Origin of the sequence: Pseudomonas shahriarae (assembly GCF_014268455.2) — a bacterium.
Lineage (GTDB): Bacteria > Pseudomonadota > Gammaproteobacteria > Pseudomonadales > Pseudomonadaceae > Aquipseudomonas > Aquipseudomonas shahriarae.
In genome coordinates this window covers 2,127,309-2,151,666 of the sequence record NZ_CP077085.1, presented here as the reverse complement: position 1 = coordinate 2,151,666, position 24,358 = coordinate 2,127,309, and the positions used below count along the sequence as shown (strand labels likewise).

16 protein-coding genes are annotated in these 24,358 nt (G+C 61.9%); 4 read left to right on the top strand and 12 right to left on the bottom strand.

Features of this window, described 5'->3' with window-relative positions:
* Positions 1 to 136: 136 nt before the first annotated feature.
* Entirely contained in the window at positions 137 to 1,063 is a 927-nt protein-coding gene (locus tag HU773_RS09845; RefSeq protein WP_057445202.1) for a GGDEF domain-containing protein, read from the top strand.
* 22 nt (positions 1,064 to 1,085) lie between these two features.
* Here the strand turns inward: HU773_RS09845 and HU773_RS09840 are convergent, their stop codons facing one another.
* The 7 genes from HU773_RS09840 to HU773_RS09810 all read right to left on the bottom strand — a co-directional run bounded on the left by HU773_RS09840 (position 1,086) and on the right by HU773_RS09810 (position 8,794).
* On the bottom strand, positions 1,086 to 1,844 hold the full coding sequence (locus tag HU773_RS09840) for an iron-containing redox enzyme family protein (protein ID WP_178112260.1): 759 nt from the start codon (positions 1,842 to 1,844) through the stop codon (positions 1,086 to 1,088).
* A 79-nt stretch (positions 1,845 to 1,923) separates the two neighbouring features.
* Positions 1,924 to 4,383, bottom strand: coding sequence for an EAL domain-containing protein (locus HU773_RS09835; RefSeq protein ID WP_057958893.1), 2,460 nt, complete (start codon positions 4,381 to 4,383; stop codon positions 1,924 to 1,926).
* A gap of 95 nt (positions 4,384 to 4,478) precedes the next feature.
* Positions 4,479 to 6,284, bottom strand: a complete 1,806-nt coding sequence (locus HU773_RS09830; RefSeq protein WP_120732334.1) for an ABC transporter ATP-binding protein — start codon at positions 6,282 to 6,284, stop codon at positions 4,479 to 4,481.
* Positions 6,277 to 6,879: a DsbA family protein gene (locus HU773_RS09825; protein ID WP_169961215.1), complete on the bottom strand. Its 603-nt coding sequence runs from the start codon at positions 6,877 to 6,879 to the stop codon at positions 6,277 to 6,279. Before HU773_RS09825 ends, HU773_RS09830 begins: the two co-directional genes overlap by 8 nt.
* A gap of 36 nt (positions 6,880 to 6,915) precedes the next feature.
* Entirely contained in the window at positions 6,916 to 7,857 is a 942-nt protein-coding gene (trhO, locus tag HU773_RS09820) for an oxygen-dependent tRNA uridine(34) hydroxylase TrhO (RefSeq protein WP_057440777.1), read from the bottom strand.
* A 118-nt stretch (positions 7,858 to 7,975) separates the two neighbouring features.
* Positions 7,976 to 8,275: a BolA family protein gene (locus HU773_RS09815; protein WP_057958890.1), complete on the bottom strand. Its 300-nt coding sequence runs from the start codon at positions 8,273 to 8,275 to the stop codon at positions 7,976 to 7,978.
* Between the two features lie 3 nt (positions 8,276 to 8,278).
* Entirely contained in the window at positions 8,279 to 8,794 is a 516-nt protein-coding gene (locus HU773_RS09810; RefSeq protein WP_057958889.1) for a DUF2059 domain-containing protein, read from the bottom strand.
* Positions 8,795 to 8,987: 193 nt separating this feature from the next.
* On the opposite strand from HU773_RS09810, the gene HU773_RS09805 reads away from it, so the two are divergent.
* A complete protein-coding gene (locus HU773_RS09805; protein WP_057440775.1) occupies positions 8,988 to 10,376 on the top strand; it encodes a class II fumarate hydratase in 1,389 nt (462 codons plus the stop codon).
* 1 nt (position 10,377) lies between these two features.
* On the opposite strand, the gene HU773_RS09800 is transcribed toward HU773_RS09805, so the two are convergent.
* The 4 genes from HU773_RS09800 to HU773_RS09785 form a co-directional block, all read right to left on the bottom strand.
* Positions 10,378 to 11,337 (bottom strand): DMT family transporter, encoded by a 960-nt coding sequence (locus tag HU773_RS09800; RefSeq protein WP_057958888.1) that lies wholly within the window; start codon positions 11,335 to 11,337, stop codon positions 10,378 to 10,380.
* Positions 11,338 to 11,929: 592 nt separating this feature from the next.
* Positions 11,930 to 13,114, bottom strand: a complete 1,185-nt coding sequence (locus tag HU773_RS09795; RefSeq protein ID WP_115127818.1) for a thiolase family protein — start codon at positions 13,112 to 13,114, stop codon at positions 11,930 to 11,932.
* Positions 13,115 to 13,215: 101 nt separating this feature from the next.
* Positions 13,216 to 14,733: a polyphosphate:AMP phosphotransferase gene (gene pap / locus HU773_RS09790; RefSeq protein WP_057958886.1), complete on the bottom strand. Its 1,518-nt coding sequence runs from the start codon at positions 14,731 to 14,733 to the stop codon at positions 13,216 to 13,218.
* A 102-nt stretch (positions 14,734 to 14,835) separates the two neighbouring features.
* Positions 14,836 to 15,252: an NEL-type E3 ubiquitin ligase domain-containing protein gene (locus HU773_RS09785; RefSeq protein ID WP_057958885.1), complete on the bottom strand. Its 417-nt coding sequence runs from the start codon at positions 15,250 to 15,252 to the stop codon at positions 14,836 to 14,838.
* Between the two features lie 197 nt (positions 15,253 to 15,449).
* Between HU773_RS09785 and mnmC the strand changes: the two genes are divergently transcribed.
* On the top strand, positions 15,450 to 17,447 hold the full coding sequence (gene mnmC / locus HU773_RS09780; RefSeq protein WP_057958884.1) for a bifunctional tRNA (5-methylaminomethyl-2-thiouridine)(34)-methyltransferase MnmC2/FAD-dependent 5-carboxymethylaminomethyl-2-thiouridine(34) oxidoreductase MnmC1: 1,998 nt from the start codon (positions 15,450 to 15,452) through the stop codon (positions 17,445 to 17,447).
* Between the two features lie 8 nt (positions 17,448 to 17,455).
* Here mnmC and HU773_RS09775 read toward each other — a convergent pair whose 3' ends face one another.
* Positions 17,456 to 22,276, bottom strand: a complete 4,821-nt coding sequence (locus HU773_RS09775; RefSeq protein ID WP_186626159.1) for an NEL-type E3 ubiquitin ligase domain-containing protein — start codon at positions 22,274 to 22,276, stop codon at positions 17,456 to 17,458.
* Positions 22,277 to 22,585: 309 nt separating this feature from the next.
* On the opposite strand from HU773_RS09775, the gene HU773_RS09770 reads away from it, so the two are divergent.
* A complete protein-coding gene (locus tag HU773_RS09770) occupies positions 22,586 to 24,358 on the top strand; it encodes an N-acetylglutaminylglutamine amidotransferase (protein ID WP_057958882.1) in 1,773 nt (590 codons plus the stop codon).

The following is a 24,358-nucleotide window of genomic DNA, read 5'->3' as shown; positions in this document are numbered from 1 at the left end:
GGGTTATAACCCCCGGCAAAGCGGACTAGACTGTTACCCAAGTTTTACGGAACTGAAGGAACAGTAAGGCGCCCGCCAGTAACCGCTCCCATCGAGCCTGTAAGACAGCATTCTGTGCTTAGAGGCCTGCCCGTTTATGAAAACACCGACCCAGACCAACGCAATTGACTTCGACAGTGCCAAATTGCAACGCCTGGGCTTTGGCCAGCCTTCCATCGTCGCCCGCCGCCCCATCAGCCTTGCGCAACTGCGCCAGCAACTGAATCTGCAATTGCAGACCAGCCTGGAAGCGGAGCGGATCCTCGGCCTGTTTTTTCGCGAAGTGCAGCGCCTGGTCCCCCTGGACGCCCTGCAATACCGCCATGAAACCAGCGACCTGCGTCTGGAATATGGCCAGCGCGGTCATCACTCCGTGAGTTACAGCCTCAGCCATCAGGGCGAGCACCTGGGGGAGTTGGTGTTTCGCCGCAACCAGCGCTTCAGCGAAGAGGAACAGGGCAACCTGGAATCACTGCTGGCCAGCCTGCTGTACCCCATGCGCAATGCCTTGCTGTATCGCGCCGCGACCCGCAGCGCCCTGCGCGATCCATTGACCGAGACCGGCAACCGCGTCGCCATGGACCAGACCCTGGGCCGGGAGATCGAGATGGCCAAGCGGCATCTGCATCCGCTGTCCTTGCTGATGCTCGACATCGATCACTTCAAGCGCATCAACGACAGCCACGGCCACGCCACCGGCGACAAAGTGCTCAAGGCCGTCGCAGCCTCGATCAAAAGCCAGTTGCGCAATGTGGATATGGTGTTTCGGTTTGGCGGGGACGAGTTCCTGATCCTGCTTTCCAACACCAGCCGCGATGCCGCCACCATGGTCGGCGAACGCTTGCGCCAGGCAGCACAGGCCCAGGACTACTGGGCGGACACCACGCGTATCGAATTGACGGTGAGCCTGGGTTGCGCGACCTTGCTGGTAGGCGAGTCGGCCGAAAGCTTGCTGCGCCGGGCCGACAGCGCCTTGTACGTGGCCAAGCGCGAAGGCCGCAACCGCCTGGCAATGGCGGGGTAACCCCTACCCCGCCCTGCCGGGGTCAGGCTTCGCTGGCCGCCAGTACCTGGCGTTCGCGGATCACCGGGGTTTTCTCCAACTGCATGCAACGCTCCAGGAACAGGTACATGTAGTCGTAGCTCTTGCACACGGCCTGGCGCAACTCCACTTGCAACGCCTTGCTCGGGTTCATCCCCGCCAGGGTGCAGATGATTTCCAGTGCTTCCCACGGGTGGGCGTCGTCGTACTGGGCATGCATCTTCAGCCACTTCATGGCGCGCTTGCGATCTTCTTCGGGGAACGCTGCGGCATACACGCCCGTCGAACACACCAGCGCAGACCACTCCCCAGTGGCCCCCTCGATGGCGTAGTTGGTAGCGGCAATCGCAACAATCAACGAATCGGCCGAACTGGTGTGCCAGCACCAATGACTCAGTGCGTGCAACTCGGGCGGCACGTTCTGCGCTTGCAGTTCTTCCAGGCCCACGCCATGGGCGCGTGCCCAATGCATCCAATAGTCGGCATGGTTCAGTTCCACGCGAATATTGCGCATCAACCAACGTCGCGCCATATCCTCGCCAGGATGACGGGCAAACTTGGTCTTGGTCAGGTTTTGTGCCATGTACAACGCGAACTGTTCCACCACTGGCCAGCCACCAATCAGGTATTGGCGCATGGTCTTGGCACTGAGCTTGTTATCGCGCATGCGCTGGTACAGTTCGTGTTCGACAACTCGGCGCTTGCTCTCGCTACAGTCCTGGATCAATTGCTGAGCCCAGGTGGGGTAACTTGAGGCTTCCATAAGCGGGCCGGTTCTGCTGAATGTGTCGATCACTGTCGGGCTCCTTTTGATGTGTGATGTGTACAGACCAGCAGATGTTTCAGCGGAACGTGCCGGGCGCCCGGAATAACAGAGGCTGCGGGCGCGCAGGTCGACACTGCAAACTATCGAAGGTAAACAATTGCGGGCGCTCAATCAGGTAGCCCTGAGCGTAGTCCACGCCGATCTCAAGCAATGCCTGCTCGATGTGCGGCGTTTCGACAAACTCGGCAATAGTGCGTTTACCCATGACATGGCCGATGTGGTTGATCACTTCGACCATGGCGCGGTTAATCGGGTCGTCCAGCATATCCTTTACGAAACTTCCATCGATCTTCAGGAAGTCTACAGGTAAATGTTTGAGGTAGGCGAATGAGGACATTCCGGCGCAAAAGTCGTCCAGGGAGAAGAAACAGCCTAAGGCCTTGAGCTCATTGATAAAACGAATCGCACTGCCAAGGTTGGAAATGGCGCTGGTTTCGGTGATTTCAAAACAGATCATGCTCGGCGGAATGCCATAGGCGTTGAATTTCTCCCGCAGGAAGCTCAGGAAGTCGTCATCGCCGATGGTGATGCCCGACAGGTTGATCGCACACATCGCCATGGGCCTGCCCGGTCGCTCGATCATGCAACGGGCAATCAGCTTGAATACGTTCTCCACCACCCAGCGGTCCAGCGAAGTCATCAACCCATAACGCTCGGCAGCCGGGATAAAGCTGTCGGGCAAAATGATCCGCCCCGCTTCGTCGTGCAGGCGCAACAGGATCTCGATATGCCCGGCACCCGCCTCGGTATGGCCCAAGGCCGCGATTTCCTGGGCATACAGGCAGAAGCGGTTCTCCTCCAAAGCCATGTGCAGGCGCTGGATCCAGGCCATCTCGCCAAAGCGCAAAGACAACTCGGAGTCATCGGCGTGATAGACCTGCACCCGGTTACGCCCCTTTTCCTTGGCCATGTAGCAGGCCATATCCGCGGCGCGCAAAGAAGTTTCCAGGGTGGTCGGGATGTGCGAGATATGGACCAGGCCGATACTGACCGTGGTGACAAACGGCCGGCCTTTCCAGACAAAGTGCAGGTTTTGCACGGTGCGACGCAGACTTTCGGCGATTTTCTCGGCCACCAGTGGCGGACAGTTCTCGAGCAGAATGCCAAACTCATCGCCCCCGAGGCGAGCCAGCGTATCGCCTTCGCGCAGGTCCGATTGCAGCAGCGCGCAGATATGCCGCAACAACTCATCGCCCGCCGCGTGACCACAGGTGTCGTTGACCAGCTTGAACTGGTCCAGATCGAGGAACATCAAGGCATGCCCCGACTGCTGGCGCCCGATGCCATGCAACACCTGCTCCAGGCGGAATTCAAATTCACGGCGGTTGGCCAGCCCGGTCAAGGCATCATGGGTCGCCTGCCAAGACAGGTTGGCAATGTATTGGCGCTCTTGGGTCATGTCGTGCAACACCAACACTGCCCCGCTGACCTTTCCGGCACTGCGGATCGGGGCACCTACCAGGGTCACGGAGACCGTGCTGCCATCCAGACGCTGGATCAGCTTGGAGTGTTCGCTGCCGCCGGTGAGTTGACCGCCAAGAATATGCTCGATCAGGGCAAACCCTTCGGCCTGGGCGTTTTCATCCAGCAGATTGAACAACGCCGCCAGGGGCAGGCCCTGGGCCTGGGCAGCCTTCCAGTGGGTCAGGGACTCCGCCGCCGGGTTCATATAGGCGATAGCCCCGTCGACATCGGTGGTAATCACTCCGTCGCCGATGGACTCCAGGGTGATCTGCGCCCGCTCCTTCTCCACTTGCAAGGCATCGGCAAACGCATGGCGCTGGGCCAATAGCTTGCGGGTGCGCAACAAGGCCAGGGCAATCAGGCCGAGGGCGGTGGCCAGGTTAGTGATCAGCAGCAGGCGCAGAATCATCCTTGAGCCTTCACCCAGGGCATCGCTGAAAGCCTTGGCCGCCGGCGTCACGCTATCGTTGATGGCGATGATGCGTTCTTTCCAGGCATGGATGTCGGCGCTGGTGGCTTGGTTGGCAAGGATGTCCCGGTGCATTTCCTGCGCCAGGTCGTCGAGTTGCACTAGGTAGCCATCGCCCACGGTCCACAGCTCGATGGCTTTTTCCAGGTAACTGAAATGGCGGAAATTAAGGTACAGCCAGATCACGCTCGACACGTCATCCGGATGGTTACCGCCCTTGAGGATCCCCTGGCGCGCGGCCGCCAGGTCAGGGTTGGGGCGGTCCAGGGCGATGCGCAGCTCGTGCCCGCCCTGGGGCACGGCAATCGCGTTCTGGTATTTGAGAAAGGTCTTCTGGTCGCGGTTATCGGCGTACAGGGTCAGGTAATAGATGGCATCTTTCTGGCCCTTGGACCACAGGCTTTCGCCCGCCACATAACCGCGCACGGCCGAGAGCATATAGAGGCTGACGCAGCCCAGTAATGCCTGGAACAGTACAACCGCAATAAAAGGCCAGACAATGCCCAGCAAACGGGGTGTTCCGAAAGTTCGCTTCTGCTTCATGAGATCCCTTGCATCAGCACAGGCGAGTAAAAACTGCTCCTGACAGCACAGCCGAGGCCAAACACGATCCCTCCAGGATCGGTACCGGGATCGTTTCAGCGAACTTGTTGCAAGTGTCCGTAAAGCTTGGCGTACAAACCGCCGTCGGCTATCAGCTGCTGGTGGTCGCCGTCTTCGGCTATATGCCCACCGTCAAACACCAATACCCTATCAGCCTGCTTCACCGCCGACAAACGGTGAGCAACGATCAGTGTAGTACGCCCACTGAGAAACCGCGCCAGTGCCTGGTGCAGGTTGTATTCGGTGGCCGCATCCAGGGCCGAGGTGGCTTCGTCGAGGATCACCACTTTCGGCTCGGCCAGCACCATCCGGGCAATCGCCAGGCGTTGGCGCTGGCCGCCGGACAAACGTACGCCCGAGCGCCCGACAATACTGTCCAGGCCCTGGGGTAACCCCTTGACCGTAGCATCCAACTGGGCAATTTCAAGGGCCTGCCAGCAGGCTTGATCACTGCGCTCGCGGCCCATGGTCAGGTTGGCGCGCACCGTGTCGTTGAACAGTGCCGGATGCTGCAGCACCACCGCGACATGCTCGCGGATGGTTTCCAGGCCAATCGCCTGCTGGGTTGCGCCGCCGAAGCGGATCGTGCCCGCCTGCGGGGTGTAGAGCCCCAGCAGTAATTGCACCAGGGTACTTTTACCGCCGCCACTGGCGCCGACAATCGCCACCTTCTCGCCGGGGGCGATGACCAGGTTCAACTGATTGAGCACCAGGTCTTCGCCATAGCCAAAGTCCAGGCCCTGCACCTCGATACCCACGGTTTCGCGCCCGGTAAACGGATCTTCGCCCCCTGCGTATTGCGGTTCGTCGGCGCGGGCCAACAGTTCGTTGATCCGCGTCAGCGCGCCACCGGCTGCGTAGTAGGCGTATTGCAGGTTCAGCAGTTGCTCCACCGGGCCGATCATGAACCACAGGTAGCTGAACACCGCGAGCATCTGGCCGATGGACAAGTCGGAAAACAGCACCGTGAGCATCGCCGCCGCGCGGAAGATATCAATGCCGAACTGGAACAGCAGGCCACTGGCGCGGCTGGAGGCGTCGCTTTTCCACTGGGAGTTGATGGCAAAGTCGCGCACTTCCTGGGCACGCTGCCCCAGGCGCCCGAGGAAAAACCCCTGGCGATTGCCGGCGCGCACTTCCTGGATGGCATCCAGGGTTTCTGTCAGGGCCTGGGTAAACCGCGAGGTACTGTCGTTTTCGAGCTTTTTCAGGTGTTTGACCCGCTTGCCCAACTGCACCGTGGCGTAGATCACCAGGGGGTTGAACAGCAGGATCAACAGGGCCAGCTTCCAGTGCATCCACATCAGGATCCCGGAGGTGCCGACCAGGGTCAGGGTGGCCACCAGGAACCGGCTCAAGGTTTCCCCGACAAACTTGTCCACCGTGTCCAGGTCGGTGACCAGGTGTGTGGTCACGGTGCCACCGCCCAGGCTTTCGTATTCACTCAGGGAAATACGCTTGAGCCGCTCGATCAGCCGCACGCGGATGCGGTAGACAATGTCCTTGGCCAGCCCCGCAAACAGGCGGGCCTGGACCACGTTGAACACCAACGCCGCGCAGCGCAATACCAGGGTAATCAGCAGCATCAGGCCGATATACCCGGCAGCCTGCTGCCAGGCCGTCGGCAACGCGTGGTTCATCACCTGCAACGCCGCATCGCCATTGCCCAGCAGCACTTCGTCCACCAGCAACGGCAGGAGCAAGGGAATCGGTACGCTGCACAGGGTCGCCAGTACGGCGACACCGTTGGCAATCCACAGGGATTTTTTATGGCGCAGGGCCAGGCGACGGATTTCTGCCCAGGTCAGCCGATCAACCCGTGGTGTTGGCTGATCATGCACAGGCAGCTCGCTCCAGCCAGCGACCGAGCAGCGGCGACAGCTCGGACAGCGGCTGGTAGCCATTGGTCAACAACGCCAACTGGCCATTGCGTTCGGCCAGCAAGGTCGGGAAACCGGCGATGCCCAGGTCCTGGACCCAAGTGAAGTCGGCGGCCGTGGCGGCATGTTGTTCGGCGCGGTCAAAGGCCTCGGCAAACTCGATACGCGGCACCCCGGCAGTCTCGGCCAGCTCCACCAGCACACTGGCGCGGGTCACATCGCGACCCTCGACATAAAAGGCCTGCTGGATCAGCCCGAGCAAGGTCCAGGCGCAATCCGGCGCCAGGCCACGCGCAGTGACCAGGGCCCGGCAGGCCGGCTCGGTGTCATACACAAACCCTTCAGGCAAGGCGCCCTCCAGGCGGAACGGCTGGCCCGTGGCCTCGGTCACCGCCTGCCAGTGCTCCAGGATATAGCGCCGAGTAGTCGGTTCCAGCGCCGCACCACTGCCGGTACGCAAGCCGCCCACCACCAGGTGCAATTCCACGCCAGCCGCCTGGGCCTGCTCAACCAGGGCCTTGGCCACTGGGGCAAAACCCCAGCACCAGGAACACATCGGGTCCATTACATAGAGCAGGCGCGCAGACATGGTTCAAGCCTCGGTGGATGATTGCTTGTAGTTGTAACCAATCGGGTGCGGCATATTGCGGGCCTTGGCCAGCTCGATCTGCTTCTGGCGGTCGATCGCACTGCGACGGGTCTTCTCGGACAGCTTATCCCAGCAGTGCGGGCAACTGATGCCGGCCACGTAGTGCTCGGATGCGCGGTCCTCTACGCTAACCGGTGTACGGCAGGCATGACATTGATCGTAGTCACCTTCGCTCAAGTCGTGGCGCACGGTCACGCGGTTATCGAAGACAAAGCAGTCGCCCTGCCATTTAGTCTCTGCCTGGGGCACCTCTTCGAGGTATTTGAGGATGCCGCCCTTGAGGTGATACACCTCGTCAAAGCCTTCGCTGAGCATATAGCTCGAGGCCTTTTCACAACGAATCCCGCCGGTGCAGAACATCGCGACTTTCTTGTGCTTGGCCGGATCGAAGTTGGCTTTGATATAGTCGGGAAATTCGCGAAAACTCGTGGTTTTCGGGTCGATTGCGCCCTCAAAGGTGCCGATCGACACTTCATAGTCGTTACGGGTGTCGATCAACAGCACTTCTGGATCGCTGATCAACGCGTTCCAGTCTTGCGGATCAACGTAGGTACCGACTTTCTTGTTCGGGTCGACGCCTTCGACGCCCAGGGTCACGATCTCTTTTTTCAGCTTGACCTTGGTGCGGTAGAACGGCTGCTCATCGCAGTACGACTCTTTGTGGTCGATATCGACCATGCGTGGGTCGTTCTTCAACCAGGCCATCAGGCCATCAATGCCTTCGCGGCTACCGGAAACGGTGCCGTTGATGCCTTCTTCGGCGATCAGCAAGGTGCCCTTGATGCCGTTGTCGACCATGGCCTGCAACAGGGGCTCACGCAGGGCGACGTAATCTTCGAGGGTGACGAACTTATACAGTGCCGCCACGACGATGGGGTGTGTCATGGGTGTTCTCTCCAGGTGGCTACCCTCGTAAAGGGTGAACCGGATGCAAAAAAAACGCGCCGACTGAGCGGCGCGTTGCGGATTCTAGCAAAACATAGGCCCTTGTAGCAGCCGGATATCAGTGTTTGCTACCGCCAGCGCAGGTCGGCGAGGCCGGGGCTGCGTCGGTTTTTGCCCATTCTTCAGGCGTGTAGGTATGCAGCGCCAGCGCATGGAACTCGCTCATCAGGTCGCCCAACGTGGCGTAGACCTTCTGGTGGCGCTTGACGCGGTTGAGCCCCTCGAACTGCTGGCTGACCAGCACGGCCTTGAAATGCGTCTGCAATCCACGGCTGTGCATGTGGCTTTCGTCCAGCACACTCATGTGTTCCGGGCTCAGGGCGGCAAGTGCCGATTCGATACGCTGCTGCATGGTCATTGCTTACTTCTTCTTGGCGGGTGCGGCTTTGGGGGTCAGCTCGTTGGTCATGTCTTCCAACAGCTTGTTCACGACAGGTACCGCGCTTTCCAGCTTGGCCTGGGTCAACTGGGCCGATTGCTGGGTCAGTTGCGGCATTTTCTCCAGGACTTTCTTGCCCAGTGGCGATTTGTAGAAGGCAACCAGGTCTTTGAGTTCGGACTCGCTGAAGTTGCTGGTGTAGAGCTTGACCATGTCCGGCTTGAGCTTGTTCCAGCCAATGGCCTGGTCCAGGGCGGCGTTGGCCTTGGCCTGGTAGGTGTCGAGCACGGTTTGCTTGGCGGCAGGCGCCTTGGTCTGCTCGAAACGCTGGGCGAACATTTGCTGCACTTGCATGTACACCGGGGTGCCCAGCTTGTCCGCGTGAGCCAGGGTCAGGAAGGCTTCGGCACTGGCGTTGTGGCTGGCGGTATCGGCAAAAACCTGGCCGCTGGCACAGACCAGAGCAACCGCGGTACAGATGGCACGAAGACGAGTCATCGAGTTTCCTTTCTAGCAGGCGAGGTAATACCCCAAGGGCGACCATTCTGCGCCTAAAAAACGCTGGCACTCAACCCCACGCCTTATAGCGCCTGGTTTTGCGGGGGGTTGGCCGATGAAATGGCTTTTATGGAACCCAATCGCCCCCCCAGGGCCTAAACTGCGCAAACCGACTACAAGGAGAGTCCCTGCGATGAGCCGTATCGAAACCGACAGCCTGGGCGAAGTACAAGTCCCGGATGACGCTTACTGGGGCGCACAGACCCAGCGTTCACTGGTCAATTTCGCCATCGGCGAACAACGCATGCCACTGGCGGTCCTGCACGCCCTGGTCCTGATCAAGAAAGCGGCGGCGCGGGTCAACGACCGCAATGGCGACCTGCCCGCCGATATTGCCCGGCTGATCGAACAGGCCGCCGACGAAGTGCTCGACGGCCAGCACGATGACCAGTTCCCCTTGGTGGTCTGGCAGACCGGCAGTGGCACCCAGAGCAATATGAACGCCAACGAAGTGCTCGCCGGCCGCGCCAACGAGCTGTCGGGCGGGCCCCGTGGCGGCAAGAGCCCGGTACACCCCAACGATCACGTCAACCGCTCCCAGAGCTCCAACGACTGCTTCCCCACCGCCATGAGCATCGCCACGGTACAGGCGGTGCACGAGCAGTTGCTGCCGGCGTTGCGCGAACTGTCTGGCGGGCTGGCGGAGTTGTCGGCGCGCCATATGAAGCTGGTCAAGACCGGCCGCACCCATATGATGGACGCCACGCCGATCACCTTCGGCCAGGAAGTCTCCGCGTTCATCGCCCAACTGGACTATGCCGAGCGCGCCATTCGCAGCGCCCTGCCCGCCGTGTGCGAGCTGGCCCAGGGCGGCACGGCGGTAGGCACCGGCCTGAACTCGCCCCACGGCTTTGGCGAGGCGATTGCCGCAGAAATCGCTGCGTTGTCCGGGCTGCCGTTTGTCACTGCGCCCAACAAGTTCGCCGCATTGTCGGGCCATGAGCCGCTGACCACCCTGTCCGGCGCCCTGAAAACCCTGGCCGTGGCCTTGATGAAAATCGCCAACGACCTGCGCCTGCTGGGCTCGGGGCCACGCGCTGGGCTGGCCGAAGTGCGCCTGCCGGCCAATGAGCCGGGCAGTTCGATCATGCCCGGCAAGGTCAACCCGACCCAGTGCGAGGCGCTGTCGATGCTGGCGTGCCAGGTGCTGGGCAACGACGTGACCATCGGCATTGCCGCCAGCCAAGGGCATTTGCAGTTGAACGTGTACAAGCCGGTGATTATCCACAACCTGCTGGAGTCGATCCGCTTGCTGGCCGATGGCTGCCGCAACTTCCAGGAACATTGCATCGCGGGCCTTGAGCCCGACGCCGAGCAAATGGCCGCGCACCTGGAACGGGGTTTGATGCTGGTGACCGCGCTGAACCCGCATATCGGCTATGACAAGTCGGCGCAGATTGCCAAGAAAGCCTATGCCGAAGGGCTGACGCTACGTGAAGCAGCGCTGGAGCTGGGCTACCTCACCGATGCCGAATTCGACCAGTGGGTACGCCCGGAGAATATGCTCGAAGCCGGGCATTGACCTAAAGGTGGGCCAACCTTGCGCGCCGGGCCTTGAGCCCGGCGATCAAGGACGGCGCCAACGCCACCGACGCCGACCCCAATACCACCAGCACCGCACCGCCGTAACCCAGGCCATTGATCTGCTCGGCATGCACATAGTCAGGCCACAACCAGGCGGCAATCGCCACCGCCACAAAGGTCACCAGCGGTGTAATCGCCAACGTCGCACTGACCCGCGACGCTTCCCAGTGAGCCAAGGCTTCGGCAAAGGCGCCATAGGCAATCAGCGTATTGAAACAGCACGCCAGCAACAGCCAGCCTTGCAATGGGCTCAGTTGCAGCGCCTCCATGGGATGTACCCAGGGCAACAGGAGAAATGCGCAAGACAGGTAAATCACCATCATCACCTGCAGTGAATTCCACACCGTCAGCAATTGCTTCTGGCCCAGGGCGTAGAACACCCAGATGGTGGTCGCCAGCAGAATCGTCAGCACCCCGGCGGTGTAAGTGCCCAGGGATGTCAGCAGCTCCGCCAGGCGCTGGTTGAAGAACAGTGCAAAGCCGATGATCAGCACCAACAGGCCTACCCCCTGCCCCAGGCTGAAACGCTCCTTGAACAGAAACACACTGGCGATCATCAAAAAGATCGGCCCCATCTGCACCACCAGTTGCGCCGTGCCGGGGCTCAACATCTTCAGCCCCACCAGATAGAGCACGTAGTTGCCCAGCAGCCCACACACCGCCATCGCCACCAGCCAGCCACCGCGCTTGCCCAAGACTTTCGGGCTGGGCAGACGCTTGACGGCGGCCAGATAAACGAACAGGCAACTGCCGGACACCATCAGGCGAAACCAGGTCACGGTGATCGGGTCCATCACCTGCAGCACCTGTTTGAGCTTGATCGGCAGAATGCCCCAGAGCAGCGCGGTCAGCAGGGTCAGGGATAAACCGTAGACCCAGCGGCCGGAAGAGATGTGCATGAGTGCCCCAAGAGCCAGAGGTAGAGGAAGCCGCATTCTAGGGGGATGTGGGTGGACCTTGGCGAAGTTTTTTATCAGGCATACCGCAAATCAACTGTGGGAGCTGGCTTGTGTGGGAGCTGGCTTGCCTGCGATGCAAGCACCTCGGTACATCAGTTGCATCGCGGTGACGCTATCGCAGCATGGGTATCTACACAGCTATCCTCTGGGTATGTGTACATATCCATTGCTGCGGTCACGGCCGCTATTGGTTCCGCTCTTACAGCGGGTCACTTTTGGAAAAGAGCCCGGAGTGCCGGCCCAGCCAAAAGTAACCAAAAGGGCTCCTGCCCCACCACTCGGTGCCTCGCCTAGGCTCGGCATGCCCGCAGTCAGGCATTGCTCCGTGGGCCCGCCGCGATCGGCCATCCATGGCCGTGTCGCGGCTACCCCGGCATCCATGCCGGGGTGCCCACTGCGCAATGCCTGCCTGCGGCCATCGTGGTTTAACGGGGCGCCTAAGATCAAGATCAAAAGCCAGATCAAAAGCAGAGCAACAACAGCAGAGCCAGAGCACGAAGCTGCATTTAATAATTGGGCCCCCAGGGCCAGATCAGCGCACAGCTTCAAACAGCCCGGTTGCCCCCATCCCGCCGCCCACGCACATGGTGACGATGCCATAACGCAAATTGCGCCGTTGCAGCTCCCGCACCAGGTGCCCGACCTGCCGTGACCCGGTCATGCCGAACGGATGGCCAATGGAGATCGAACCGCCGTTGACGTTGTACCTGGCATTGTCGATCTCCAGACGATTGCGCGCATACAGGCACTGGGACGCGAACGCCTCGTTGAGCTCCCACAGGTCGATGTCCGCCACTTGCAGGCCACGGGCCTTGAGCAATTTGGGCACCGAGAACACCGGGCCGATGCCCATCTCGTCCGGCTCGCAGCCGGCCACGGTAAAGCCACGGAAAAACGCCTTGGGCTTGAGCCCCAGTTCCAGGGCTTTTTCCAGGCTCATCACCAGGGTCATCGACGCGCCGTCGGACAGTTGCGATGAGTTACCTGCCGTCACCGAACCATCCTCGGCAAACACCGGCTTGAGCCCACTCAGGCTGGCCAGGGTGGTGTCCGGGCGGTTGCAGTCGTCGCGATCGACCACGCCGTCGAGGATCTGCACCTCGCCGGAGTGCTTGTCCTCGACCTTGTACTTGACCGCCATGGCCACGATTTCATCGTCGAACAGCCCGTCGGCCTGGGCCTGGGCGGTGCGCTGCTGGCTTTGCAGGGCGTACAGGTCCTGCTCTTCGCGGCTGACGTTATAGCGGCGGGCAACTATTTCGGCGGTCTGGCCCATGGGGAAGTAGATGCCCGGCACCTGCTCCTTGAGCAATGGGTTGATCAGGTTGTCGGTATTCACGCTCTTCATGGTCAGGCTGATGGACTCGACACCACCGGCGACAATGATGTCGCTGCACCCCGAGGCGATCTGGTTGGCCGCGATGGCAATCGCCTGCAGCCCCGATGAACAGAAACGGTTGAGGGTCATGCCGGCGGTGCCGGTGCCCAGGCGCGACAGCACTGCCACGTTGCGGCCGATGTTGTAGCCCTGGGCGCCTTCGTTGGAGCCGGCGCCGACAATGCAATCCTCGACACTGGCCGGGTCGATGCCACTGCGTGCCAGCAAGGCGTTGACGCAATGCGCGGCCATGTCATCAGGGCGGGTCTGGTTGAACTTGCCGCGAAAGGACTTGGCCAGGCCGGTTCGCACGCTGTCGACGATCACTACTTCACGCATGGGCTACCTCGATCTTGTCGTTATTGGGAGACAGATCGAGGATAGATCCAGGGCCTGGCGATCGCGACGATCATTCACCTGGCGTATGCAAAAGCATGGCGCTATTTGTGCTTCTTCTTTTTGTCGTGCTTGTCGGACTTGGCGAACGCCTCTTCCAGCGCCAGGTTGATGGTGCGCAGCACCTTGACCCGTGCCCAGCGCTTGTCGTTGGCCTCCACCAGGGTCCAGGGCGCGATCTCGGTGCTGGTGCGGTCCACCATGTCGCCCACCGCGGCCCGGTAGACATCCCACTTGTCGCGGTTGCGCCAGTCGTCTTCGGTGATTTTGAAGCGTTTGAACGGGATCTCTTCCCGGGCCTGAAAACGCTCGAGCTGGGTCTGTTTATCAATCGCCAGCCAGAACTTGACCACGATCACCCCGGCGTCGCGCAATTGCTCCTCGAAATCATTGATCTCGGCGTAGGCGCGCATCCAGTCGGCCGTGGTGCAAAAACCTTCGACCCGCTCCACCAACACCCGGCCATACCAGGAGCGGTCAAACACGGTAAACATGCCCCGCGCCGGGATCTGCCGCCAGAACCGCCACAAGTACGGCTGGGCGCGCTCGTCTTCGGTGGGCGCGGCAATCGGCACGATGCGGTACTGGCGCGGGTCCAGTGCCGCCGCCACGCGGCGGATCGCCCCGCCCTTGCCCGCCGCGTCGTTACCTTCAAAAACCGTGACCAGCGCGTGTTTGCGCATGCGTTTATCGCGCATCAGGCCCGAGAGCCGCGCCTGTTCGGTAATCAGTTGCTCTTCGTAGTCGTCCTTTTCCAGGCGCTGGGTCATGTCCAGGCTGTCCAGCAGGCTCATCTGGTCCACCGAGGATGGCAAGGGCGCCGGATGGATGCCGCTGGCCCTGGCCTTGGACAGCTTCAGGGCATTTTGCAGGCCCTCCAGAAGGATCCTGGCCACGGTCAGCCCGCGGTAGTTGGCATCCACGCCTTCGATCACATGCCAGGGTGCATAGTCACGGCTGGTGCGGCGCAGCACGCGCTCACCAAAATGCACGAACTTGTCGTAGGTCTCGGACTGCTGCCAGTCCAGCGGGCTGATACGCCAGCTGTGCAGTGGGTCGTCCTGCAGGGCCTTGAGCCGCGCCTTCATTTGTTTCTTGGAGAGGTGGAACCAGAACTTGAAGATCAGCGCCCCTTCATCGCACAGCATCTGCTCCAGGCGCTCGGCCCCGGCAATGGCCTGGTCCAGGCGTGCATCCTTGATCTGGCCATGGACCCGCGCCTGCAGCATCTGGCTGTACCAGTTGCCGAAGAACACGCCCATGCGCCCCTTGGCCGGCAGTTGTCGCCAGTAGCGCCAGGCCGGCGGGCGGGCCAGTTCTTCGTCGGTCTGCTGGTCGAAGGTGCGCACCTCGATCAGGCGCGGATCCATCCATTCATTGAGCAGCTTGACGGTTTCGCCCTTGCCGGCGCCTTCGATGCCATTGATCAGCACGATCACCGGGAAGCGTCCCTGCTGGTGCAACTCGAACTGCGCTTCCAGCAAGGCCTCACGCAAGGCCGGGACTTCAGCGTCGTAAGTGTCCTTATCGACGGCGTGACCAATTTCGGCGGATTCAAACATGGGCGACTCCCTTCCAAGATGGATCAAGACTAGCGGATTGGGCAGCACGGCGGGCAAGCAATTCCACGCCACTTGCCGTGGATCAATTGACCGGGCTGCGGCTCAGACCTCGGGCACGTAACAAATATCCAAGTCATGGTGCTTCATTACTTCCTCGGTCAATCGCTCCACCACCTCGTCGACGGCTTGCCGGCGCGGCGCGCGCAGGGCTTCCATCTGCGCGAGGTATTCCCCGTCGGTGAGGCTCTGGCTGCTCTCGAAAAGTTGTTGCTGGCGCGCATCGAAGGGTTGCGTCGCCGCGAGGAATGTCGCGGGAAATTGCTGCTTGAGGTGAGCTTGCCAGAACGACAACTGCGTCAGGAAACGCAAGAGTGCCGGCGACAACTCTGCCGTGCGCACCTGGGAATGCGCGGCGTCCAGCCCCTCACGGGTCACATTGGCAAACGAGACATACTGCGCAAACTTGGGCTGCCCCGGCAGCTGCGTGAATGTGTGGGTTAAATCGTCCTGTACCGACATCAGCAATGTCCCTTATTGCCTAGGGTTGAACGCCTAACGATACCCTGCGCCAACCCGCCGGATTAACGCTGATTGTTGATCGAATCGGGGGCTATCGCCGGGAGTTTTTCCATGTATGAAGTAGCCGGCTAACACCCGGTTCAACCCTGCCCCCCGTGATCGACTAGAATGGCCGCCTTGTCTTTGCCGAGTTGCCCATGAACCCCGTACAGCCCAATGCCCAGCTCGACTGGGACGACCAGGGACGCCCACGCTCGCGGGTGTTCGACGACGTGTATTTCTCCGACAAGTCGGGCCTGGATGAAACCCGCTACGTGTTCCTCGAGCAGAACCGCCTGCAGGAGCGGTTTGCCGCGCTGCCCGTGGGCGGGCGCCTGGTAATCGGGGAAACGGGGTTTGGCACCGGGCTGAACTTCCTGTGTGCCTGGCAGCTGTTTGAGGAGCACGCGGTACCGGGCGCGCGCCTGCATTTTGTCAGCGTGGAAAAGTACCCGCTGCGCCACGCCGACCTGCAACGCGCCCTCGCCCTCTGGCCAGCGCTCAAGCCATTGGCTGACCAATTGCTGGCGCAGTACGTCGCCATTCATCAGGGCTTCCAGCGCCTGATCCTGGCGAACGGGCGCGTGACGCTGACCCTGCTGATCGGCGATGCCCTGGAGCAACTGCCGCAACTGGATGCGCAGATCGACGCCTGGTTTCTCGACGGTTTTGCCCCGGCGAAAAACCCCGACATGTGGACCGCCGAACTGTTCGCCGAGCTGGCACGGCTGGCGGCCCCGGGCTCGACCATCAGCACCTTTACCAGCACCGGCTGGGTGCGACGCCTGCTCAACAGCGCCGGGTTCAAGATGAAGCGCACACCGGGCATCGGTCACAAGTGGGAAATCCTGCGCGGCGAGTTTCTCGGTTGGCCGGCCGACGCGCCGCTACCGGCCCCGATCAAGCCCTGGTTCGCCAGGCCGACGGCCCTCAAGGGAGAGCGCCGCGCCCTGGTGATCGGCGGCGGCATGGCCGGCTGTACCAGTGCTGCGAGCCTGGCCGCACGGGGCTGGCAGGTGAGCCTGCTGGAACGCCATGAAGGCCTGGCCCAGGAGGCCTCGGGTAATCCGCAAGGGGTGCTCTACCTCAAGCTGTCAGCCCACGGCACCGCCTTGTCGCAGATGATTGTCAGCGGCTTCGGGCATACCCGGCGCCTGCTGGAACACCTGCAACGAGGGGTGGATTGGGACGCTTGTGGCGTGCTGCAACTGGCGTTCAACGCCAAGGAGGCCGAACGCCAGGCCCAATTGGCCCAGGCATTTGCTCCGGACTTGCTGCACCTGCTGGACAGGGATCAGGCCCAGGCCCGAGCCGGGGTCGGCCTGGCGTATGGCGGGCTGTTTTTCCCCGAGGGTGGCTGGGTGCATCCGCCCGCCCTCTGCCAGTGGCAGGCACGCCAGCCGGGCATCACCGTGCACGTGCTGCATGAAGCCCTGGAACTGCGCAAGGTAGACGAGCAATGGCAGGCCTGGGACGGTGACAGGTTGCTGGCCAGCGCCCCCGTGGTGGTGCTGGCCGGGGCGGCCGAGGTCAAGCGTTTTGCCGCCAGTGCCGAGCTGCCCCTTAAACGTATTCGCGGGCAAATCACCCGGTTGCCGCAGACCGCCGACAGCCAGGCGCTGGCCACGGTGGTCTGTGCCGAAGGCTATGTCGCGCCGGTCCGCCTGGGCGAACACACCCTGGGCGCCAGCTTTGATTTCAAGAGTGATGACCTGGCGCCGACCGCTGCCGAGCATGCCGGTAACCTGGCGCTGCTGCAGGAGATTTCCCCGGACCTGGCCCAGCGCCTGCGCGCCGACAGCCTGCCCCCACACACCCTGGAGGGGCGCGCCGCGTTTCGTTGCACCAGCCCGGACTATCTGCCGATTGTCGGGCCGCTGGTCGATCCCCAGGCGTTTGCCCAGGCCTATGACGCCCTGCGCAAGGACGCCCGGCATACGCCGGACATCGCCTGCCCATGGCTGGACGGCCTGTACGTCAACAGCGGCCACGGCTCACGGGGCCTGATCACCGCCCCCCTGTGCGCCGAACTGTTGGCCGCGTGGCTGGACAACGAACCGCTGCCCCTGCCCCGCAGTGTCGCCGAGGCCTGTCATCCGAGTCGCTTCGCCCTACGCGCGTTAATTCGCAGCAACGTGACGAAAAAACCTCAGTGAGCACTCCCTCAAACGGCCGGCGTTAGCTCGCAGGTGCCCAGGTCGTCGAGTTTCAACGCCTCATGGGTCAGGCGTTCAAGCTCGGCGAGCTCCGCCTTTTCCTGCTCATCCTGTATCTGGCTCATCTGACTCCGGTAGTCGGCGTCAGCCAGCGTCTCTCGCTGCGCCCACACCGCCTCGACGCGCTCACCGAAGGGCCGGTTCAGGGTGTCGAATGAACCGCTATGGATGCGCCGCAGATAACTGCTCCAAAACGGCAGCTTCACCACATACTTCAACAACTGCGGAGAAAGCTCAGCCATCTTCAACTGCATTTCAGCGAGCGTCAGCATATGCTCGGTCACCCCACCGAGACTGGCATAGCGCATATGGCGGGGTTGCCCGGGCAGATGAAAGCGCCCGGCCAACCCGGTGCGATAAGCCAGGCTGACCTCCAGCGGATCCAGCATCGGGTGCTCGGCGCTATGGCTGCGGGCCATATGCTCCAGTCGGTCGAGGCGAAACAACCCCTTGGCCAGCCTCAAGAGCGGCTTGGCCGTGACCTGACCGCCCACCACCCGCTGCGAAGCCTGGTGGATTTCAACCAGCACTTCCAGGTTACTGAAACTCACTGCAGCAGCATCATCACAGTTCAGGGGCGTGGCCGCCCGTTCAAAGATCTCTTCGCGCAGCCGGGCATCCATCGCCGCGGCGTCCAGCACGCGCCAGACCCGGCGGCCCATGTCCTCCTGCACGTGGGAGGTATCTGCGACACTGCCCAGGCCGGCCAGCAGCTTGAACAGAGCGTCGGAGCCCAGCTCATCCTTGAGTCCGGTCCAGGTCTCGACCCGCTCGGCGTAGCGCGCCATGCGCTCATCCCCCAACCATAAGTCCCGGGCGGTCTGCTCATTGAGCCGGGCGATATCGTCCTCCATAAAGCCCATGCCCACGCCAAGGGTGTCCCGGTAGTTCTGCAACAGCAGGCGGCTGGGGGAGTCCAGCGGGTTATGGCGCAGGTTGATGATTTCAGCGTGCTGGCGTGGCACCTCGAACAACCACTGCGGCAAGGTGGCGAGATCATTTTCCCGCAGGTCCAGGTGCTCCAGATAAGGCAGACGCATAAAGCCGGAGGGCAAGCGCTGAAGCCGGCAATTGCGCAAGACTAGGTGACGCAACTCAAACATGTTGCTGACCAGCGGCGGGTCTACCAGGGGGTTGTTGCTCAGGTCCAATACCGTCAACCCTCGCAGGTCACCGAGTTTGGTCCGCGTATATTCCGTCAGTTGCAGTTGGTTATTGGCCAGGTACAGCCGACGAAGGTGCTTCATCTGCTGCAGCACTTCCGGCAGTCGTGTCACCTGGTTGTCCGTCAACTCCAGAGTATTCAAGCCTTTGAAATGCTTGAGGAAGTAACCAACATCATCGTTGAGCCCCATGTTCCTTAACGACAACTGGCGAACATGCTCGAACTTGACTTCGGGCGGCAAGGTCGGCAATGCCCCGATCACCATGCCATCGAGGGAAAGATTCGGGACTTGCCGATGGGACTCATCCGGGATCAGCGAGGCATATTGCCAACTGCGCTCGATGAGCTGGACGGCCTGGTGACGGGCCAGGCGGTAGTCCCGCAGGGCAACGTCCGAGCGCCCCTGCCCGCCCCCCTCCCTGGCCCACACCTTGAGCGTTCGATGCAGTGCTTCATATTGCTGCTCAAGAGCACGCACGGCTTTGGCCCGGGACAGCGGATCGTGACCCAAGTCCTGCAAAAAGGTCGCTATGCGCCGCTCATCAAACAAGGGGTAGAGCTTGCGGACCTTGCGCACCAGGCCGGCGGGTTGTCGCGGCGGCTCCACGGGCATTGCTTGCACGCACGACACAGGCGGATCTTCGGGCACCGGCCGTTCCGGCCATAGATAACGGCTAATCCGGCGCCGCTCATCCTGGGCCTTGCCAATCAGGCTATTGCGCAAATGGCTGGCCCTGCCGCTCGCGGGCAACTGCAGCTGGTCGAGCTCAGCGGGGGGCAAACTGTTAAGCAACGCCTCATAGAACCCCTCCGGGCCCTCGGCCATCGGCCCCAGCGGCGCACCTTGTCCGTTGTAGGCGCGCCACCCCAGGTTCGACTGGACCAGCGTGCGAGTGGTGGCGGCAGATGCGTTGCCCACCTGCCCCATGACACTGCCGTCCAAGCTCTCCTGGCGTATTTGCATCAACACATCTTCGGGCCAGCCCGGAACCCGCGGCAGTAACCCCAGCGCTATACGCCGAGTGGCGTCGGTGGCCAGTTCCGGCAGGTACAGACCGCTCAGGGCATCGTCTTCGTTAAGTATTTCCAAGGTCTCCCGCACCCATTGGGCGATCCGCAAAGGCACCCGCCCGGTATCGCGCAGCCGCCAACGCTCGGCCGTGGAGGCCTGGGTCATGATTTCCCAGGCAAGCCGAATGGGCAGTTGCGGATAGCGATGCTTGAGCACGCCGTGATCGGTCTGGTCGGGAAAGTCGACATCGGCACGCAGCCTTTCGTAAACCGCCTGGTGATTGTCCTTGAGTGAAGCGGTCAGCCGCCGCGCCAGCACCTCTTGCGCCTCTTCTGGAGGGAAGGTGCCGCCGAGCAGGCGCGCGGTCTCCTCGGGGTCGAGGGCCTCCAGTAGGCTGGACAGGACTTGCCCGTGTTTCAGATGCCCCGTGGTGATGTGGATGCTCAGGTCTTCGTAGTCGAAAGGCGCGGTGTCGGGATGACGCTCCAGCAGGTACCCCTGCTCGTCCAGCAGTTCGAAAAACCGCCCCTGGGGCCAGCCTTCCATCAGCGGCAGGGCCAGCATCTGCACACGCGTGGTCGCCGCGTCGAGCGGTGCCTGATGCTCCATCTGCCAGATCAGGTCGCGAACCTCCTGATTCTGCCTGAAGCGCAGCGCACGTTCGCGCAAGCGCTCCGGCAATGGCAGGTTTTGCCTGGCTATTTGCTGCAGGCGGGGCAAGGTCGCGTCAGTGATGGCGGCGATATCCCGCAGATGCCCGGCTGGAAGGGTACCGAGGCTGGGGTCCAGTCGGCCCAGGACATAGTCCGGGTTCTGCCATTCTTGCGGTTGTTCGAACGAGAACTGCCAACCGCCCTGGTAGTTGTGGACCAGGGGCGGTCGATACGCTGAATCACGCTGCGGATGTCGGGCCCGCCAGCGGCCGGTACCGGAGTCAAAGACAACCGAGTAGGTCGAACCGTCGACATTGACGTAGGACTGGCCGTGAGCCTGGTAGACCCCACGGGGACTGGCAACCGTCCCTTCGAGCGAAACGGTGTGGCGGTACGGCTCGGTGCGGCTGCGCCACAAGCGCGTGGTTCTATCCGGCATGCGCACCGCCTCGAACCGTTCGTAAAACCCCGAAGCCGGCGGCGTGGTTCTCCAGAGCCGGCCGGCCACTTTTGCACCCGCCGCGAACAACGCCATGGCCGCGAGGTTCTCAGCAATGTTCGTCAGGTGCCGAAGGGCACCGAGTTTGTCCTGGTGTACCCAGTCATCCACCCCTTCGAACACTTCCCCAAGCAGTTGCCCGACCGCCACGCCCGTCATCAACTGGCCCAGTACCGGCACCACAAACGCGGCGACGTTGAGTACCGTCAAGCCCGCATCCAGGTAATCCTGGGTGCGCTGGCGGCGTGCGTCGTCATCGGCCTGGGCATTGGGAACGGCGAGCACACGGGCATCAATCTGGATTTTGCCGACACCGGCATTAAAAAAGAACGTCGAAAAATTATCCGTTACAGGTAGCGGTTCTACGCGCACCAGGAGGTTGTACTGCTCAAACCGCTGAAAAAAACCGAAACGCTCGGACTCGTCCAGGTAGCCCATGAAGAAGTGTCGATAACGACTCACGTGGAGCTTGAGGCTGAGGTAAAGCTTGAACTGCTCCAGGGACACGTAGCGGTACCACGGCCGCACGGGCTCATTGGGCATGTACACCACGATCGGGCCGTTGGAAAACCCATCGGGGGAGGCGCCGGAAAACACCAGCACGCCCCACAGGCACGCCCCGTCGATGTTCAAGCCTTGCCAGGTCAGCGGTTGGTTGTTGAACCACAGCTGCCGGGTGCTGCTGGCGGGCATGTCCGCCTTGACCAGGCCCAGCAACAGCTCACGGGTCGGTTGATCAATATCGCCTTTGGCATAGGCTATCTGCAGGTCGATCAGCATATCCATGCACCGGGACTGACCCATCGTCCTCACCGCCGGGCTATAACCGCCGTCCGGGTCCGTCAGGTTGAACACCTCGCGCACATGGGTTTGATAGGCCTCCCCCAGATTCAGCTCGCGGCAGTAGCCGATAAATGTCTGGGCGCTGATATCTTGCGCAACCCTGCGCTTTGCCCCAACGCGGACCACGGCATTGATCGGTATGCCTCCCGGTTCGGCCCCGGCCTGGGAAAAATTCTGCATCGCCGCTTGCAGCAGGCTGTGTTTCTCCAGGGTAACGGTCTGCACCAGCATGCCGCCCAGGTCCGGATTGACTCCCCTGAAGGTACGCCTGGGGAGCTCCAGCGAGTCGTTCTCGATATCCAGCTGAGTGTGGCCTTTGGCGGCCAGAAACGCCGTGAGGCGTTCGGTACAGAACGCGTCCAGAGGGGTCAGACGGCTCAGCAGCCGTTGCAGGTTTGCCTTGGGCCGCTCGCTGTCGGCATACGCCTGCTCAATGGCCTGGAGTGCCTGGGGATCGGCCTTGACCAGCCAGGCGGGCAACGTTTCATGCAAGACCTGCGCTTTATCCAGGTCGCCGGTGCTGTCCAGCAGCGCCTTCATCAATTCGTCCGAGGTCACAGGCTGCACAGCCTGGCTCAGCTTTGCTGTTTGCGTCATTCGCAACGGTCCTTAATCGCGTTGAACATGACGCATCACCATAAGCTCCCCTGCACCGCAGAAGGGTTCAAATAGCTGGGGGGTTGCCCTTGGAAACGCGCCACTATTTGCATCCGAGCCAGACCTAATTACCTCCACTTTGCCCCGCGCCCCACGGGCCGCAGAACGGCGTGCGCGGGGGAGCGGCCGTTTGCCATATAACTTATTGATCTAAAACTCCAGGTATAGCCTCGGGTCAGTCCTTGGGTACCCGCCGTTTTGGCGCGTGCCTTTTACCCCCTCCCCAACGGAAAAACCGGTAAGGACTTTATGTGCGGATTAGCTGGAGAACTGCGTTTCGATCATCAACCTGCCGACCTGGCAGCGGTGGAGCGAATCACCCATCACCTGGCACCACGCGGACCTGACGCGTGGGGCTTCCATGCCCAAGGGCCGATTGCCCTGGGCCATCGTCGCCTGAAAATCATGGACCTGTCGGACGGCTCGGCCCAGCCGATGGTCGACGCCCAACTGGGCCTGTCCCTGGCGTTCAACGGCGCGATCTACAACTTCCCGGAACTGCGCACCGAGCTTGAAGCCCTGGGCTACGCCTTCTATTCCGGCGGCGACACCGAAGTGCTGCTCAAGGGCTACCACGCCTGGGGCGAAGCCTTGCTGCCCAAGCTCAACGGCATGTTTGCCTTTGCCATCTGGGAGCGCGACAGCCAGCGCCTGTTCATCGCCCGCGACCGCCTGGGCGTCAAGCCGTTGTACCTGTCGCGCACCGGCCAGCGCTTGCGCTTTGCCTCGGCGTTGCCGGCGTTGCTCAAGGGCGGCGATATCAACCCGATCCTCGACCCGGTGGCGCTCAATCACTACCTGAATTTCCACGCCGTGGTGCCGGCACCGCGCACCTTGCTGGCGGGCATCGAAAAGCTGCCGCCGGCCACCTGGATGCGGATTGAGGCCAACGGCAAGACCGAGCAGAAAACCTGGTGGACCCTGCCCTACGGCCCCCATGACGATGAAAAACACCTGACTCTGGAAGACTGGACCGACCGCGTGCTCGACAGCACCCGCCAAGCCGTGGCGATTCGCCAACGCGCGGCGGTGGATGTCGGCGTGCTGCTGTCGGGCGGTGTGGATTCGAGCATGCTGGTGGGCCTGTTGCGCGAAGTCGGCGTACAGGATCTGTCGACCTTCTCCATCGGCTTCGAAGATGCCGGCGGCGAGCGTGGCGATGAGTTCCAGTACTCCGACCTGATCGCCAAGCACTACGGCACGCGGCACCACCAACTGCGTATCGCCGAAAGCGAAATCATCGAGCAACTGCCGGCCGCGTTCCGCGCCATGAGCGAGCCAATGGTCAGCCATGACTGCATTGCCTTCTATTTGCTGTCGCGGGAAGTGGCCAAGCATTGCAAGGTGGTGCAAAGCGGCCAGGGCGCCGATGAGCTGTTCGCCGGTTACCACTGGTACCCGCAAGTGGACGGCGCCAGTGACCCGTATGCGGCCTATCGCGAGGCCTTCTTCGACCGCAGCTACGACGACTACGCGGCCACCGTCGCCCCGCAATGGCTGACCGCCAATGACGCCGCCGGCGACTTTGTGCGCGAGCATTTCGCCCAGCCCGGCGCCGAGGCGGCTGTGGATAAGGCCCTGCGCCTGGACAGCACGGTGATGCTGGTGGACGACCCGGTCAAGCGTGTGGATAACATGACCATGGCCTGGGGCCTGGAAGCGCGCACGCCGTTTCTCGACTACCGCCTGGTGGAGTTGTCGGCGCGGGTGCCGGGCCAATTCAAGCTGCCGGACGGTGGCAAGCAAGTGCTCAAGGAAGCCGCGCGCCGGGTGATCCCCAGTGCGGTGATCGACCGTAAGAAAGGCTACTTCCCGGTGCCCGGCCTCAAGCATTTGCAGGGCGACACCCTGCACTGGGTGCGTGACCTGTTGCTGGACCCGAGCCAGGATCGTGGTCTGTTCAACCCGGCGATGCTCGACCGTCTGCTCACTGACCCCCAAGGGCAATTGACCCCGCTGCGCGGCTCCAAGCTGTGGCAATTGGCGGCGCTGAACCTGTGGCTCAGCGAACAAGGAATCTGA

Excerpts from the sequence above, each read along its gene's own strand:
- HU773_RS09800 (WP_057958888.1), bottom strand. The coding sequence starts at position 11,337 with ATGCACATCTCTTCCGGCCGCTGGGTCTACGGTTTATCCCTGACCCTG.
- trhO (WP_057440777.1), bottom strand. The coding sequence starts at position 7,857 with ATGACACACCCCATCGTCGTGGCGGCACTGTATAAGTTCGTCACCCTC.
- HU773_RS09825 (WP_169961215.1), bottom strand. The coding sequence starts at position 6,879 with ATGTGTTCCTGGTGCTGGGGTTTTGCCCCAGTGGCCAAGGCCCTGGTT.
- mnmC (WP_057958884.1), top strand. The coding sequence starts at position 15,450 with ATGAACCCCGTACAGCCCAATGCCCAGCTCGACTGGGACGACCAGGGA.
- HU773_RS09785 (WP_057958885.1), bottom strand. The coding sequence starts at position 15,252 with ATGTCGGTACAGGACGATTTAACCCACACATTCACGCAGCTGCCGGGG.
- HU773_RS09770 (WP_057958882.1), top strand. The coding sequence starts at position 22,586 with ATGTGCGGATTAGCTGGAGAACTGCGTTTCGATCATCAACCTGCCGAC.
- HU773_RS09835 (WP_057958893.1), bottom strand. The coding sequence starts at position 4,383 with ATGAAGCAGAAGCGAACTTTCGGAACACCCCGTTTGCTGGGCATTGTC.
- HU773_RS09815 (WP_057958890.1), bottom strand. The coding sequence starts at position 8,275 with ATGACCATGCAGCAGCGTATCGAATCGGCACTTGCCGCCCTGAGCCCG.
- HU773_RS09845 (WP_057445202.1), top strand. The coding sequence starts at position 137 with ATGAAAACACCGACCCAGACCAACGCAATTGACTTCGACAGTGCCAAA.
- HU773_RS09810 (WP_057958889.1), bottom strand. The coding sequence starts at position 8,794 with ATGACTCGTCTTCGTGCCATCTGTACCGCGGTTGCTCTGGTCTGTGCC.
- HU773_RS09805 (WP_057440775.1), top strand. The coding sequence starts at position 8,988 with ATGAGCCGTATCGAAACCGACAGCCTGGGCGAAGTACAAGTCCCGGAT.
- pap (WP_057958886.1), bottom strand. The coding sequence starts at position 14,733 with ATGTTTGAATCCGCCGAAATTGGTCACGCCGTCGATAAGGACACTTAC.
- HU773_RS09840 (WP_178112260.1), bottom strand. The coding sequence starts at position 1,844 with ATGGAAGCCTCAAGTTACCCCACCTGGGCTCAGCAATTGATCCAGGAC.
- HU773_RS09775 (WP_186626159.1), bottom strand. The coding sequence starts at position 22,276 with ATGACGCAAACAGCAAAGCTGAGCCAGGCTGTGCAGCCTGTGACCTCG.
- HU773_RS09795 (WP_115127818.1), bottom strand. The coding sequence starts at position 13,114 with ATGCGTGAAGTAGTGATCGTCGACAGCGTGCGAACCGGCCTGGCCAAG.